The sequence below is a fragment of the Rhodothermaceae bacterium genome, assembly GCA_009838195.1.
Lineage (GTDB): Bacteria > Bacteroidota > Rhodothermia > Rhodothermales > Bin80 > Bin80.
Map to the genome: position 1 here is coordinate 1 of VXSC01000038.1, position 15,978 is coordinate 15,978.

The following is a 15,978-nucleotide window of genomic DNA, read 5'->3' on the forward strand; positions in this document are numbered from 1 at the left end:
AGACCCTTCATGACACCACCTATCCGGCTATCAACTATTTTTCGGGCAAGCACTATTTACCGGTAATGATGGTTATCCTGTGATGACTTGGTGTTTAAACATTTGCACCGTCAGGCTACTTACAATTTTACGATCCTCCTTGGCAAACTCACAGCCCTCCTCATCTTGTATATCCTCCATCATTGCTTTGATTACCAGCGGGATCGTCTTGCCCAACGATTCAACAGTATCCAGCTCTTCTTCCGTAACAGCGCCTTCCTGGAGTAATCCTTGGAGTACATGATGTAATCGTTCTTCTGTGACATGCACAGCATATTCACTTTTCAGAGGTTCTTTCCATGTCTTCTTTACCTTGGTTTCCATAAACGGCTTAGACTTAACTTTTAAGTACCAAGGATACGTAGTTGGATGATAAGGCGAGATCACATATCCTTCGCTGACTCCTTCCTCGTTATTTGCTTTGGTAGGCTGAACAGGAGCAAAGTTCGGATCAAGTTCAAGAATCTCTCTCAGAGGACGGACAGTCTTCAATAATGGGACTAGTTTGCACTTAGACGGAAACCCTATTTTATTCATAAAAACATATTTTAGAAAGTCATAGCCCAATGCGAGACGAATGAGATTGCCATTCTCCACATACTGGATATGCATATCGTAGAAGAATACATCCAATCCATCAAAGTCCCAGGTGAAACGCCTCTGCATTGAGTTTCCAACCAGTTCTCCAAAGAAGGCAATATCAAGGACACAATCAGCATCAATAGGAGAAACCAGATGCGAATGGGGAGACGTTTTTGAGTGATTTAGAACATACTCTAATGGATTGTCTTGTTTCCAGTACTCTAGGAATGCTACGAGCGGTTCACTAAACTTCATCGCTTGTGGATGCTTATGCCAATCGTCAAGTTCAGAGCTTCGCTGACCAATATAGAACTTCCCCTCTCTCCATCCCATCTTGAAGTTCTCGCCATCCAGTTTCTCCGTAGCAATTGCCTTTATCTCACCAGATTCAATCTCTGTATTTATACGAGATAATATCTCTGGATCAAAATAGCGGGACAGTTGTCCGTTATAGGCTTGGATTCCTCTACGTACCGTATTCTTGTGATTAGAGATCTTAAAGAATTTCATCTATTCATAAGTACAATTAAGCATAAACCCCTTATAAAACTACTACATTGTGCATTTTGGTCATGTACCAGACCGGCCGGCGGTTTTGCAACTATACCGCCCAGCGAAAATTCAAGGGATCCCGGTGAACCGCTAAGAAAGCCCTCGCATAGAAGTTGATTCCGCGATAAACTGATGTCGTGTAAAGTAAAAATTTGTGGACTGACGACTCTGGCGGATGCACGATTTTGTGCCGGAGCCGGAACTGATTACCTAGGTTTCATCCAGCATCTTCCTAGCCCACGATATATTCCGCCGGAAAAGGCAAACGAGATCAAGGAATGGATCTACGGTCCGCAAACGGTTGGAGTATTCGTGAATGCGGATGCAGAAACGGTCAATCAAAGCTGCGAAACCGCACGATTTGATCTGATCCAATTGCATGGAGATGAGTCTCCGGCGTACTGCAGACGTATGACACGCCCGATCATTAAGGCATTTCCTGTCCGGCCCAATGACACCGTCCGGTCACTTTCAAGAATTCTGACCGCCTATGAGGATTGTGTAGAGACCTTCCTCCTGGATACTTGGCATCCTGATTTGCCCGGTGGAACAGGAAAATCTTTTGACTGGAGTGTTGCAAAGGATCTAGCATCCGATTTTCCCATTATCTTAGCAGGTGGTCTAGACGTTGACAATGTTCAAGATGCTCTGGAAACTGTGTCCCCATGGGGTATGGATGTATCCAGCGGGCTTGAGGATGCCCCGGGGCGTAAAAACTTTGACTTGGTAACCAAATTCTTTGACTTAATTTCGGAGAATGATCCCGACCTATAACGCACCAAATGAGAACGGACGCTTCGGTCCATACGGAGGAGCATTTGTTCCTGAGATCTTGATTCCCGAGTTACAAGCCGTCCAAGCGGCCTTTGAGCAATCTTGGACTGATCCAGAATTTCAGAATCAGTATCTGCACCTGCTTAAAACTTATGTTGGACGCCCCACTGCCCTAACCCTCGCCGAACGGCTGAGTGACGAGCTCGGCACAGGACGAATCTTCCTGAAACGTGAAGATCTATGTCATACCGGGGCCCATAAGATTAATAATACCATTGGGCAGATCTTGCTCGCCCGCAGAATGGGAAAAACACGAATCATCGCGGAGACAGGTGCAGGGCAGCACGGTGTCGCTACTGCTACGGTTGCCGCCCGGTTTGGACTCCAATGCGTCGTCTATATGGGAGCCGAAGATATGAAGCGCCAGGCCCTGAACGTAGCTCGCATGCAACTGTTGGGAGCGGAAGTCCGCTCGGCAACGAGCGGGAGTCAAACCCTCAAGGATGCCACGAATGAAGCGATCCGTGACTGGGTTTCGAACCCGTCAGACACCTTCTATATCATCGGATCGGTCGTTGGACCACATCCATATCCAATGATGGTACGAACATTTCATAATGTCATCGGGGAAGAGGTTCAACGTCAACTAATGGAAATGACTGGTAGAAATACCCCCGACGTGTTGGTGGCCTGCGTTGGAGGAGGTTCAAATGCTATTGGGATGTTTTACCCATTCATCGACCATCCTGAAGTGCAGATGTTTGGCGTCGAAGCGGCAGGAGAAGGGCTTAACGGAAAACATGCCGCTACACTTTCACGAGGAACTGTCGGAGTGCTTCATGGAGCGATGAGTTATCTCTTGCAGGATGAGGACGGACAGATCTCGCTCGCACATTCGATTTCTGCAGGGCTAGATTACCCAGGTGTCGGACCAGAGCATTCGTGGCTGATGGACCTTGGTCGAGTGACTTACCTTACCGAGACAGATGAGGCTGCCCTGAGAGGTGTTACCCTCTTATCAAAAACAGAAGGAATCATTCCAGCCCTCGAAACGGCACATGCCATCGCAGCACTTGAAAAAATTGTGCCCGAGATTGCACCCGAGTCAATTATTGTGGTAAACTGTTCCGGGCGTGGAGACAAGGACATGCAAACCATCATGGATCATTTATGAGTTCCCGGTTGCCTTCCACACTGTACTCGCTCAAATTGAAGGGTGAGAAAGCCATGGGAATCTTTCTGACAAGTGGATTTCCCGATCCCTCGGCGACCAGCCTGCTCTTGGATGCGGTTGATCAGGGGGGGGCTGACTTCATCGAATTGGGGATGCCTCACAGTGATCCTCTTGCAGAAGGCTTGCCGATCCAGCATTCCAGTACCTGTGCATTGCAGGCTGGCGTCACCATGCAGAAGACACTAGAAGCTGTTACCGCCTTCAGGAAACACAGTGATACACCGCTCTTGCTGATGGGCTACATTAACCCAATTCTCCGTTTTGGTATGGAAGAGTTTTGTAAGCAGGCTGCTAGTGCAGGTGCAGATGGATTAATCATTCCTGATCTGCCCCCTCAGGAGTCATCCCCGCTCCGAGAAGAGGCACAAAAAAATGACTTGAGCATGGTGTTCCTGGTTGCACCGAACACTCCAACCGAGCGCATGGAGGAGATTGATCGCATGTCCGATGGATTTGTCTACTGCGTATCAATTACTGGACTAACCGGAACAGGGATTACCGGGCGGATGGATATGATCACTACCTATCTCAAACATGCGCGGCAGATTATTACCAAGAATCCGCTTCTTGTAGGTTTTGGGATTCAGACACAAGAAGATGCACACCGGTTGTCAAAATATACGGATGGATTTATCGTCGGGTCTGCCGTGGTCAAAGAGATTGAACATCTTTGGGCACGCCCCAACCTCTCGTTAACGGAACGAGGTCGGCTTCTGGCACGGTTTGTGCGCTCACTCAAATAACTCAAAGACAACTAATAATCATGCGATATACCATCCTCATATTCGCTGTGCTGCTGTCTTCCACAGGCTGTGGTGAAGGAGGATTTCTTGGAAGTGATTTCCGGCCTGATGCCACTGGCCTTGAAGGTCAGATTACTGTTGTGATTGATTCCTCTCTGTGGAATGGATCAGTTGGAGAAGCACTCCTGAATCATGTGGGCGGTGCAATTGAAACACTTCCAGCCGTGGAACCAGAATTTGACTTGGAACCGGTCAGGCTATCTTCTCAGGATGCCTTGAATATGGCCCAAGACCGGAAGAACGTGCTTTTTGTGGGTCTGATTTCTGACTCAACTGCCGAAAAGAGTGTTCCAGAAAATGAATATCTGAGCACCCTGTTCAGTAATGATTCCCTGCGACAGATGATTATGGCCGGATCCCCGGCCCTGGTTGCCAGGCCAAACCACTGGCGTAGAAACCAACTGGTCTATTATCTGGCAGCAGCTTCCCCCAGTGACCTGATTGCATCCATTGAACAACATTCAGGTCAGCTCAGATATCACTTTAATGAGATAGCAAGACAGCGTCTGCATCGTGATATGTTCGATATCGGTCGACAGCATGATTTAGAACAAAGACTGATGAATCGGCATCAATTTGCTGTCCATGGACAACATGATTATTTCATCGCCATTGATACCACACAGTTCGTATGGCTTCGCCGCTCACTCACCGATACATGGAGAAGCATGTTCGTGTACTATGAGGAAAATGGGGATCCCTCGAAGTTGAATGAAGCCTGGATTGTTGAAGCCCGAGACGCACTGACCCAGCGCTATATTGGTGGGACGGCAGGGGGATGGATTGAGGTTGATCGTCGTCGTCCAATGACCACAGCACAGATCAACTTCAAAAGACGTTACGCGATTGAGTTTCGAGGACTTTGGCATATGGTCGGGGAAGAGAATGGTCGTAAATTCCCCTTCGGAATGGGCGGCCCCTTCGTGACCTATGCCTTCTATGATGAGCCCAGCGGGAGACTTTATCTAATTGATGGAATGGTGTTCGCACCCAATTTTTCCAAGCGTGAATTCATGCGGCAAATGGAAGTCATTGCTTACACATTCCGTACCCTTGAAGAGGAGGAAAGTGAGAGTACATAGCCGATGCCTTGCAGTAATGCTCGCTCTGTGTGCCACAGCTTGTTCTCCGACACCTGAAGAGCTTGGAGTGACGCAGGGCGACAGCCTGATGATTGAGATTATGGTGGATATACATCTGATCAATGCACGTGCTGAATTGGGATATGGAGTAGATGAACTGTCACTGGATACGATCATTACCCTACACGGTCTTTCCCGAAAAGAGTATGATGACCAGATTGCGTTCTATACCGAACATCCAGATACATATTTAGCGGTCTTGAACAAGGTGATGGAGCGTATCGGGCAGGATGCTAGGCTGATCTCTGGTTATTAGCACGAATACGATCCTTACCTTATGGAGACCCCACATGTAGCCGTCATCATCGTCTCGTATAATGGGCTCCCAATTGTACAGCAATGCCTTCCAACAGTCGCACAGACAAAGTGGGAAAACCTGCAGATTGTATTTGTAGATAATCACTCTTCCGACGATTCTGTCGGCTGGGTAAGAGAGCACTTTCCTAACATTCAAATTCTTTCCAACCCGGACAACTGGCTGTTCAGCCGTGCAAATAATGAGGCGATCCGCCAAACTGAGTGCGATTATGTTGCCCTCTTGAACAATGATGTTGCCGTTTCTGATGATTGGCTAGAGCCCTTGGTAAAGCGTGCAGAAAGCTCTTCCCGCATTGCAGTGCTTCAGCCAAAAATTTTACAGTTCCACCGAAGGAGTCATTTTGAGTATGCAGGAGCCAGTGGAGGATTTCTTGACCAGCTTGGATACCCACTAGCACGTGGTCGTATTTTTGAGCATACTGAAGAAGATGTGGGGCAATATGATACGTCGATAGGGATTGACTGGGCAAGTGGTGCCGCCATGCTGCTGCGACGCAGTGCACTGGATGACGTGGGACTCCTTGATGAGTTTTTTGAACTCCACATGGAAGAAATAGACCTCTGTTGGCGGCTTCGCCGAGCAGGGTACAAAATTGAAGTGGTCCCCGAAAGCAAAGTATTCCACATAGGTGGTGCCACATTATCAAGAACCAGCCACCGCAAACTCTATTACAATATTCGTAACAACATCCTCATGCTGTACAAAAACCTTCCCCCTGTACAATTTAGGGCAGTGTTTTTTCAGAGAGTTATTCTGGACTATTCAATTGGACTTGCTTGGCTCCTGACAGGAAAGTGGAGACAATCTCTGGCAGTCCTCCGAGGGTATCTTGATGCACACAAAATGAAGCATCATTATTCCCCACCAATCAATGCAGCCGCACTTCCCTCTTACCGAGGACGAATTCTTCTGGATTACCTACTCCTGAGGCACCGCCACTTCTCCGATCTGCCTATCAAAAGATTAAAAAACACTCCCTCCAGCGGTAATATTCAATGAGTTCTCTTGATGCGCGTTGACCACTGACCTGCAGTACATTCAGGAATAAATTGGCATACTCCGACTTAATTCCAGAGCCTAATAATCGTACTTTCATAGCTTATCTTTTTCCTCTAAGGAAACCAAGCTTTACCTGAAGTTACTAAATTTTACAACTAAACTTCTGGGGCAGATGTGGAAATCAATCCAGGACTATGAGCAAAATCCAGAGACCTTGGCTACAAGGGAGATCGAAACTTTAGCTGCGCTTTGGAATGAACAACGAAATAAGTTGTCTGATGTGGGAGAATTTGACAGACGCATCAATCGAAAGTGGGCTATTGAAACTGGATTAATTGAACGTCTATATTCTCTAGACCGTGGTACGACCGAAATCCTGATTCAAAGAGGTTTGAACTCAGCATTGCTTCCCCATCGAATATCCAGAGGAGAGGCGGAGTATACAATTGCAATGATCAGCGATCAGCAGGATGCGATTGAAGGTATTTTTTCATTCGTAAGGCAAGATCGTGAATTGTCAACAAGCCTCATCAAAGAATTACACACAGTATTTACAAGGAACCAAAGGACTACTGAAGCAAGAGACCAGTTCGGCAATATCATAAAGGTTCATATTGAGCCTGGTCAGTATAAAACTGCTCCCAATAATCCTACCAGACCCAATGGCCAAGTTCATATCTACTGTCCCCCAGAGCACGTACATTCAGAGATGGATCGATTGATCCATATGCACAGAGAGCATCAATCCCAAAATATTTCCCCTGAAGTGGAAGCAGCTTGGCTTCATCATAGATTTACACAAATTCATCCATTTACGGATGGGAACGGGCGTGTCGCCAGAGCATTGGCCACTATGGTGCTGATTCAAGGAGGAAGTTTTCCCCTAGTCGTTCGTGATGAAAAGCGGTCCGATTACATTGATGCTCTTGAAGAGGCCGATAGAGGGAAATTAGCCCCCTTGGTAAATTTTTTCGTGTCACTTTTGAAACAGGAATTTATAGATGCCTTTGGAGTTATCAAAGAAACAGAGCGACATCTCAAACTCAGTAAACGGCTAGAATCTATAAAGGCATTGTTTACCAAATCACAGATTCAATTAGAACGAGAATTGAAAATAACTTTGCAGTACGCCAACGAGTTGCATGATCTTGTAAAGCTCCGACTGAATGAGATAAAGGAACAGCTACTTGAAATAATCCCAAAGAATTTTATCCTCTATGTTCATGATGCCGATAACGATTCTAAACAAAATTATTATTTCCGCCATCAGATCATTGAATCTGCCAGAAAACTTAATTACCATGCAGACACCAGCATTTATCGGTCATGGGTTCGGTTGTGTATAAAAGATTCTGCTCGCGAATACTCAATTCTAGTTTCATTACATGGAATCGGATATGACTTCAAAGGAGTACTTGTTTGTTCAGTGATTTGGTTTGAAAAGGTTCGTGTTAGTAGGAACGAATCGGAAATCGGAGACAACATCCCACTGTGTAAAGAGGTTTTTCTGGTCAACTACAAAGATGATCTTCCAGAGGTAAAGCGCCGCTTTGATAACTGGCTGGATGCTCCACTTGAAAATGGACTTGCGATCTGGCAGAACACAATTCCCAAAGTTCAGAATCACTCCTAGATCTAGACCATGAGCGTAGCAGCTACCTCTGTCCGATCCTCTGCTCATGGTACTCTAACTGTCGGTTCTATCACAATTTGCGCATCATCAGTTTTGCGTCAACTACGTAACTGAACTTCCCCCTATTTTGCTTTTTTGGGGGGTACAATTTTCTCTGGGGATTCGGGGATATTTTTGAAAAATTGACTGCTTCTGGCCGGGTAGTTCGGTGGTCTACAACGGTTTGAGATTCAGAAGTTTGAACGCTTGTTTTTGTGTGGCACTGACGTCCTTAATCATGACGATCTCTGCGGTCGTGTTCGTACTCATTTTCGGGATGACCGTCAAGCGGGACAGCTTCGAGAGTTCTTCCATCAGGCCCGCAAAGCTCCTGGCTTTTTCGCCATCTTGCGTCCGTTTGGTTTGGGCCTTCCTTTTCGCCGATTCCGAGGGTTTCACGGGCTCCACGACACGGGTGCGTTTTATTGGTTTTTCTTCTTCGGCAAACAGCAACGGGGCCCACTTCCGACGCAAGTGAATCTCCACGTAATACGCCAGCATACACAAAAATACATGCGCCACGACTCGGTTTTTGGTGCGGTGGTGAATCGGACGGACCTGCAAGGACATGGATTTCATCGTGCGGAAGGCCATTTCCACGGTGGACAGACGTTTGTAATGGGTCACCAACTCGCTCGCCTGTGGGTCCTGTTTCAGACTGGAACGAATGGCATACAGCCCATCGAGTTGTTCCGCCCTTGCGATCGTCTGTGCATTGCGAGTGTAGGAAAAATGTCCCTCCCGGATGTCGAGCGTGAAGTATTTTTTCATCTTGTACTTGTTGACCCACTTGCCAACGCGCCGTCCAATCTTTCCTTTGTCCTTTAACCGGCCCTGTTGAGTCGCCTCTACAATCTGGTTCAATTTCTGCTCGGTCTTGATCAGCAATTCGTCCCGGGTTTGTTGGTTTTTCGCGGCCTGTAAGGGGTTGCGGCACAGCACCAGGCGCTCCTTTGGGTATAGATCACTGAAGACCTCCACCAGGTCCTGTTCATCAAACAGGCTCATTTGCAGGCCCTCTTGCTCAACCACCTCACGAATCTCACTCTTTTGCATGGCCGTGATCCAGTCCAGCCCCACGGGCAATTCATCAATCTGTTTCTGCTTCAGAATCCCACGGTCTCCGACCAAGACCGCCTGCTGCAGACCGAACGTGTTCTGAATCTTCTCGAGCTGCGTCGGCAGCGTAGCCGTGTCCGCGGTATTACCACAAAACACCTCCACCGACACCGGAGTGCCCTCCTGGTCGGTCATCAGTCCAAAGACGATCTGTTTCTTGCCCTTCTTCTTGTCCCGGTTGGTGCCATAGGCCGCCCATTCATTTTTCTCGCCTTCCACATAGCTGCTGGTCACATCGTAGAGCACTAGTCCCCCCGAGTTCAGATGCCGCTTGGCCAACCGACACTCAATCTCGGTCTTGTGCTTGACCAATTGATCCATCGCCTCATAGAGGTCTTCCTCATTCACACGTTTGAGTCCGAGCTCTTCATTGAGCGTGGTCGTGGCGGTGTGGACATCCAACATGGCGCTGGTGGCGAGTTTGCTCTTGGGCTGGATCACCCGCGCGGCAATCATGCCAAGAATCAGTCGGCGGAAGCGGGTATGTTTCGGGGCAATCAGTTTGGGCAACTCAAGTTGGTTCATGATCCCCAGGACGGCCGCCACCTGTCCGTGCTGTTTGCTGCTCTGAATGTCGAAGGCGTCGTGTACCGATTGAACGGCCGTGCCTCCTTTGAGGAGAATCTGGATTCCCTTGATGACCTGCATGGGGAGTTTGGTGAGATTGGCCAGGGTAGTTTTTTGGACGTTTCCATCGACCCATTTGGACTCTCGAATGAGCCAGGTGGGATTGGAGTTTCGATTGGGGATTCGTTCGACGTACATGGGTAGGAACGGTGGATAAGCGGGAGATATATTCGGAGACAATATAGGCAATAAATGGATAAAAACCAAAAAAATGAGAAAATTTATCGCACCAATCGTTCAAAATAAACATGGGTAGGCACATAAGCGGTTATTTCGGACAACCATCCACAAAAATCGGCGCAAAATCGACAAAAACAGGAGAAATCAACCCAAAATGGGACCGATCAAACACAAATTCAGAACCTTATTCGTTATAAATCCCCAGATCAGGCAAATAAAGGGGGGAAGTTCAGACGTAAACGATCCACCTGACTCAGTAGCTTAAGATTGCGAGCCAATACACGTACAGATAGGGAGAGAAATACATATCCCAGCATTGGCGAAAACCAAGGTGCGATGAATTCCCAAAGCCGCCCCTCGCTATCAGACAATCCAGCAAATGCGCCGTTACTCCACAAAAAGTAGTAATAGAGAATCAAAAGCAAAACAATCGCCATCCGCACGGTTTTGAGAACACTGACCTGCTTTTCCGGCTTTCCGTAAAGCAGCAGGCTAACCAGAAGTACCGGAACCATCAAAATCAAACCGATCCTGACGAACTGAACTGTACCATCAGAAGATGGGACTGGACTGAAAAGTAAGAGTGAAAAGGCCAACGCAGATAAAACCAGAAAAACACTGTGGATCCGTCCCATAAGATTGATAAAGGGTTTGATTGCACAATAGAGCCTACCGCAAACTACCTGCCGAAATCGGGACCAAGTAACCTGGTGAAGAGCCTGAACTGGAATAGCTTTCCTGGGCTCCGCCTGTGATTGCAGATGTTTCCGTCATCTACCCAAAATGTGGTCTGTCTGTTTCCAATTGGGTTCCCCCCGTGACGGCTCGTATCTATCAACAAAGGGGACTAGACTTTTTCGGTAATCAATTGTACGATCCGATCCGTCATGGCTTCGGTGGATGCTGTGCCATCGACATCCGGGGTTAAACTCGTTCCTTCTTCATAAGCACACCATACTGCCCGTTCAACTTGCACCGCAGCCTCGACCTCTCCTATATGATGCAACAGAAGAGCACAAGAGCGAATTAGCGCCGTGGGATTCGCCTTGGATTGCCCTGCAATATCAGGGGCACTCCCATGAACTGCCTCGAATACGGCTGCCTCATTTCCGATATTCGCACCTGGAACGATACCTAAGCCACCTACGAGCCCTGCACATAGATCGCTCAAGATATCTCCAAACAGGTTCGTTGTCACAATGCAGTCAAATGCATCAGGCTGTATGACCAACTGCATTGCCATATTATCTACGATAAAATGGTCGAACTGGACGCTTGGATATTCTTGAGCGATTCTACGGGCTTCCTCCAGGAAAAGACCGGTTGAGAGCTTCAGAACATTTGCCTTGTGCACTGCCGTCAGTCGCTTACGTTGGTTTGCTATAACCCACTCGAATGCATAGCGTAGGATCCGCTGTGAACCCTTACGTGTAATCCGCGCGATAGAGTCTGCAATTTCGAGACGCTCGTCATAGCTCTCAATCCCCGAATATAATCCTTCCGTATTCTCCCGGAAAATAACCAGATCAACACCTGGAAACGGGGTTTCAATGCCAGGCAACCGTTTGCAGGGACGCAGATTTACGAACAGATCCAGTTTCTGGCGAAGCGAAACATTTACACTCCGAAATCCCCTGCCAACAGGGGTCGTGACCGGTCCCTTCAAGGCAAGACGATTTCTCCGTATCGAGTTAAGCACATCGTCGGGCAAGGGATGTCCCCGTTTTTCAATCCCTGCATAACCCACTTCCTCGAACCGCTCCCAGCGTATATCTACCCCCGTTGCAGCAACAACTTTACAGGTAGCTTCTGTGACTTCAGGGCCAATTCCATCTCCGGGTATCAAGGTAATCGTATACATGCCAATAATTAATGCTGTTGACCAGATACTCCCTGCAGGCTATAAAGAAAAAGGGTAGCAGCGCACACTCGCACCACTACCCAAGGAAAATCCAAATCGGCCCCGTGCCCGGCCTACGGGTACGGTCACCTTGAGTCTACTCAAATATTCGATATATCTCGTCTGGATGAATAACTGATTCGAAGAGTTCCCGCCTTTCGGAGCTCTCCCTGAACATCGGTTACAACACCCATCTCTGATTCTTCATCAACCCTGAGTGATACAATCAATCTCGGCTGCTCACTCAGCTTCCGATACATGATTGATCGAACGTTGGTCAGGTCTTCAATGACGGCATCATCAATTTGCACCTTTGTGTCACCAACCCTATTTCCGGGCATTTTCTCTGGACCCATCCATACGTACGATACATAGCGCTTTTGTTCAATCTTTGTCAATGCTTCCGCTTGCGGCAGAATCGTTCGAACCTGAACCTCCTGCTCCCGCAACACGGTCGTTACCATGAAAAAGATTAAGAGCATAAAGATGATATCCGGCAGTGATGCCGTAGAAATCTCGGGCTTAGCTTTAGATTTTTTTGTAAAGTGAGCAGCCATAATATTTCTTCAGATTCAGTTTCCGGGATCCGGTTCGGCCAACGAAACTTGTGCCGGCCACTTCTCACGAATTTCGTTCTCTTCACCAGCTTCCAATTCAGACCGATATTCAACATAGTTGGCATGCCCCATTGTCCGAGCTTCAATATCCCAAATCTCGAAATAAGCCATCCAGACCTCATCAAGCGTCTGGATGTAGAGATTATACGGAGTCAAACGGTCAGTTTTAATGGACACAACCGCCTTGGACGGAGAGTCAGAATAACGTGCGTCCGCGCCATTATTCTGAACATGGGTCAAAACCTCATTGCGTATCTGTGCTACAGACGAAGGTAAATCCTCAAGAAGAACCTGCCCCTGAGCATTAATCAGAATCTTGAGCATGTTACGATCACTGACTGGAGGTGGTGGAGTCGTTTCATCCGGCTCAGGCGGCAGCGTCATACCAATCCCGGTGTCTACGTCAATTGTAGTTGTAACCAGGAAAAAGATGAGAAGCAAAAAGGCGATATCCGCCATCGAAGAAGTGGGAATCTCAGCACCCTGTCGCTTCTTTTTCTTGGCAAGTATACCCATGAGGATAAAGGTTTAGTAGATCAGGAAATAAGATTCTTAACGCCTGACACCAGAAGGGCAAGAAGTGTCAGCACAAGAGATATGATAATCGTCATAATGCCCGCATCGGTCCAGGTCGGCATTGCAAGTCCGAGAATCAGGAATAACACCGGCGGGACTGCTACGAATCCAATCGAAAGCATCTTCACCTTGCCAAACATAAGACTACGAATTCCTGATGCCAGCATGACTAACAAGCCAAGGCCGATCAGTGCGAAAACGATATAGAGGGCAACGTTGAGCATAAAATCTTGGTTTTTTGGGTATGAAACCCCGATTAATGGACTGCCCCTTAGGAGGATGAGGACTCCTTCATGACAAGAGAATCAATCAACTCAATTGAGGCCTCTTCCATCTCTACAACGATTCTATCAATTTTGGATACTGCATAATTGTAGAAGAACTGTAGAATGATTGCAACAATCAAACCGAATACGGTAGTCAAAAGTGCAATCTTGATGCCCCGGGCCACCAAGCTTGGCGAAATATCGCCCGCAGCTTGAATCGCATCGAACGCGGCAACCATCCCAATAACGGTCCCAAGGAACCCGAACATCGGTGCCAATGCAATAAAGAGTGACAGCCATACAAGACCACGCTCCAGGAAGCTCATCTCAATCGAGCCGTAGGCGACGACAGCTTTTTCCACAGCTTCAATCCCCTCATCTGAGCGCATTAAGCCAGCTTGAAAAACTGCAGCGACCGGCCCGCGCGTTGCTGCACATATCTCCTCAGCAGCAGATACCCCACCCTCCTGTAAGGCTTCTTTGACGCTGACGATAAATTTGCGCGTGTTCACGTCAGCAAGAATCAACTGAATTACGCGTTCAAATGCTATGGCAAGACCGATGATTAGAATAATCAGGACGGGCCACATAAACTCGCCTCCCTGATTGAAATAGTTTACCAGTACATTTATCATGCCTTCCTCTGCAGCAGCTGCATCTTGAACTGACATGATGTTCCCGAAAAGCTTCATGGACTAGTCCTCCAGAAAATTGATTAGAATTTTAAGTGCTAAATGTCAAGCGATTCCCAATATACTACCTATTCAACAATCCTGCCAAACGGTTACCCCAGCTAGGTAGATAAAGGATTCGGATAAAGTTAACGTTTTAAGTGGAAAATGCAATGCAATTGCACATTACTGCTGAGCTATATTTTTTGCTTCCGGCCAAAGCTTCAGAGCCTCCTGCAAGGTACGGTCTTCTGGGTGCATGATTGGGTAAAACGCTTCCAGGTCAAAAAGACGTACCGCTAGTCTAGCCTTTATCCGTGCCTCGAGATAAGGCCTATCCGCTTCTATGTCAGTATAATCGAACGCATCTGTCCCCGTACCGATTTGTATTCCTCTGACGCGCGCATAATCCAGGAAGCCCTGATATTCAGCATCTGGAATTTCAAACGACTCAAAAAAATCATCCCGCTGATTGCCCCAGCGGGCAGTCAATGCCTCTCCTTCACGGTCATACCACATGCGGGCATATGTATTTGCAATATCACGACTCAGGATCTCACGTAAAAACAGTGATGCCGAATCAACACCCACGATAAAGTCCGGCAGGATCCCCCCGCCTCCCATCACTGCCCGCCCACCGACCGTTTTGTAGATCAATGAATCCGGGACACTATCCAGGATTTCCTGAGCACTCAGCAATGCAGTGTTCTCATGCATTTCACGCTTTAAGTTCAAGTACTCTTCACGGTCACCACTGACATATGGAGTTTGAATTAATCTCCCAGACGGCGTATAGTAACGGGCAATGGTCACACGCATTGCGCTCCCATCCGGTAGGGTATGCTGCTGCTGCACAAGCCCTTTTCCGAATGTCCTCCGACCAACAACAAGGCCACGATCGTGATCCTGAATAGCTCCAGCTACGATCTCACTAGCCGATGCAGAGGCCTCGTTCACCAATACAATGATCGGCTCATCTTCAATTAGTCCCGCCGAGGTACCAAAAAATGAATGGTTAGCATCCCGAATGCGCCCCTTCTGAGATACGATCAGTGCATCATCAGGAAGAAATTCATCCGAAAGCTGGACAGCCATTTCCATGTAACCGCCCGAATTTCCACGCAGGTCCAGCATCAGGCGTTGCATGCCTTGGGACTTGAGACGACTAATAGCATCTCGAAATTCCCTGTGCGTTGTTCCCGAGAAGCGATTGATCTTAATAAATCCGGTGATCTCGTCAATCATGTACGCCACGTCAACAGCATACAATGGGATACGATCACGTATAATCGTAAAGTCTATTGGATCCGAATGGTCTGGACGAACCACCACTATATCCACTGAAGTGCCTCGTGGCCCCTTTAGTGTGCGCTGGACATCCGCAGTTTCAAAACCAATGGTGCTCTGCCCATCCACCTCTACGATTCGATCTCCAGAATGGAGACCTACTTCTTCACTGGGCCCCTTGGGGATTACGCTAAGTACGATTAATGTATCCTGCCCTTGCTCTCCCTCAATAAACTCAAACGAGATCCCAATCCCCTCAAAACCACCACTAAAATCTTCTTCTACGCGACGCATCGTTTCCGCATCAATGTACACCGAGTGAGGATCCAGTTCGTCTAGCATCCCCTCTAAAGCATGTTCAGCGAGAGCCCCTGAATCTACATCCTCTACGTAACGTTCATTGATGACAAGGAATGCATGCTCGAGTTTTTTTAATGCGTCCCTCGTATCATCTGACAACGCAGACTCCAATTGCATACCCAAGAGTACGCCAGCAGCCAACACTAAGACACCAAACACTATTTTTGTCTGCACCTTCATAGAATTCCCTCTTGTCTCCGTGGATAGTTAAACCGACAGACCATGCAACAATCGCACCGGGTAATGGATCCAACCCCTA

The 15,978-nt window shown here is 47.7% G+C and carries 16 protein-coding genes; 7 read left to right on the forward strand and 9 right to left on the reverse strand.

Features of this window, described 5'->3' with window-relative positions:
• Positions 1-72 precede the first annotated feature (72 nt).
• Positions 73-1,131 (reverse strand): hypothetical protein, encoded by a 1,059-nt coding sequence (locus F4Y64_08930; protein MXX97718.1) that lies wholly within the window; start codon positions 1,129-1,131, stop codon positions 73-75.
• 174 nt (positions 1,132-1,305) lie between these two features.
• On the opposite strand from F4Y64_08930, the gene F4Y64_08935 reads away from it, so the two are divergent.
• From F4Y64_08935 to F4Y64_08965, 7 genes are all read left to right on the forward strand, one after another.
• Positions 1,306-1,947 carry a phosphoribosylanthranilate isomerase gene (locus F4Y64_08935; GenBank protein ID MXX97719.1) on the forward strand — a complete coding sequence of 214 codons (642 nt, stop codon included), beginning with the start codon at positions 1,306-1,308 and terminating at the stop codon, positions 1,945-1,947.
• Positions 1,931-3,121: a tryptophan synthase subunit beta gene (trpB, locus tag F4Y64_08940; protein ID MXX97720.1), complete on the forward strand. Its 1,191-nt coding sequence runs from the start codon at positions 1,931-1,933 to the stop codon at positions 3,119-3,121. The genes F4Y64_08935 and trpB overlap by 17 nt, the downstream gene beginning before the upstream one ends.
• Positions 3,118-3,924, forward strand: a complete 807-nt coding sequence (locus tag F4Y64_08945; protein MXX97721.1) for a tryptophan synthase subunit alpha — start codon at positions 3,118-3,120, stop codon at positions 3,922-3,924. The genes trpB and F4Y64_08945 overlap by 4 nt, the downstream gene beginning before the upstream one ends.
• A 20-nt stretch (positions 3,925-3,944) precedes the next feature.
• Positions 3,945-5,066 (forward strand): DUF4837 family protein, encoded by a 1,122-nt coding sequence (locus F4Y64_08950; GenBank protein ID MXX97722.1) that lies wholly within the window; start codon positions 3,945-3,947, stop codon positions 5,064-5,066.
• Positions 4,957-5,382 carry a DUF4296 domain-containing protein gene (locus F4Y64_08955; GenBank protein MXX97723.1) on the forward strand — a complete coding sequence of 142 codons (426 nt, stop codon included), beginning with the start codon at positions 4,957-4,959 and terminating at the stop codon, positions 5,380-5,382. Before F4Y64_08950 ends, F4Y64_08955 begins: the two co-directional genes overlap by 110 nt.
• Positions 5,383-5,403: 21 nt before the next feature.
• Positions 5,404-6,444, forward strand: a complete 1,041-nt coding sequence (locus F4Y64_08960) for a glycosyltransferase family 2 protein (GenBank protein ID MXX97724.1) — start codon at positions 5,404-5,406, stop codon at positions 6,442-6,444.
• Positions 6,445-6,616: 172 nt separating this feature from the next.
• Positions 6,617-8,077 carry a Fic family protein gene (locus F4Y64_08965; protein ID MXX97725.1) on the forward strand — a complete coding sequence of 487 codons (1,461 nt, stop codon included), beginning with the start codon at positions 6,617-6,619 and terminating at the stop codon, positions 8,075-8,077.
• A gap of 213 nt (positions 8,078-8,290) precedes the next feature.
• On the opposite strand, the gene F4Y64_08970 is transcribed toward F4Y64_08965, so the two are convergent.
• From F4Y64_08970 to F4Y64_09005, 8 genes are all read right to left on the reverse strand, one after another.
• Positions 8,291-10,000 carry an IS1634 family transposase gene (locus tag F4Y64_08970; protein MXX97726.1) on the reverse strand — a complete coding sequence of 570 codons (1,710 nt, stop codon included), beginning with the start codon at positions 9,998-10,000 and terminating at the stop codon, positions 8,291-8,293.
• Positions 10,001-10,248: 248 nt separating this feature from the next.
• Complete coding sequence (locus F4Y64_08975) at positions 10,249-10,677, reverse strand: hypothetical protein (GenBank protein ID MXX97727.1); 429 nt, start codon at positions 10,675-10,677, stop codon at positions 10,249-10,251.
• A gap of 212 nt (positions 10,678-10,889) precedes the next feature.
• On the reverse strand, positions 10,890-11,903 hold the full coding sequence (locus tag F4Y64_08980) for an isocitrate/isopropylmalate dehydrogenase family protein (GenBank protein ID MXX97728.1): 1,014 nt from the start codon (positions 11,901-11,903) through the stop codon (positions 10,890-10,892).
• A 140-nt stretch (positions 11,904-12,043) separates the two neighbouring features.
• Positions 12,044-12,499, reverse strand: coding sequence for a biopolymer transporter ExbD (locus F4Y64_08985; protein ID MXX97729.1), 456 nt, complete (start codon positions 12,497-12,499; stop codon positions 12,044-12,046).
• Between the two features lie 15 nt (positions 12,500-12,514).
• On the reverse strand, positions 12,515-13,075 hold the full coding sequence (locus F4Y64_08990; protein MXX97730.1) for a biopolymer transporter ExbD: 561 nt from the start codon (positions 13,073-13,075) through the stop codon (positions 12,515-12,517).
• Positions 13,076-13,095: 20 nt separating this feature from the next.
• A complete protein-coding gene (locus F4Y64_08995; protein ID MXX97731.1) occupies positions 13,096-13,359 on the reverse strand; it encodes a hypothetical protein in 264 nt (87 codons plus the stop codon).
• 47 nt (positions 13,360-13,406) lie between these two features.
• Positions 13,407-14,093, reverse strand: coding sequence for a MotA/TolQ/ExbB proton channel family protein (locus tag F4Y64_09000; protein MXX97732.1), 687 nt, complete (start codon positions 14,091-14,093; stop codon positions 13,407-13,409).
• Positions 14,094-14,258: 165 nt separating this feature from the next.
• Positions 14,259-15,899, reverse strand: coding sequence for a S41 family peptidase (locus F4Y64_09005; GenBank protein MXX97733.1), 1,641 nt, complete (start codon positions 15,897-15,899; stop codon positions 14,259-14,261).
• Between the last annotated feature and the right edge of the window lie 79 nt (positions 15,900-15,978).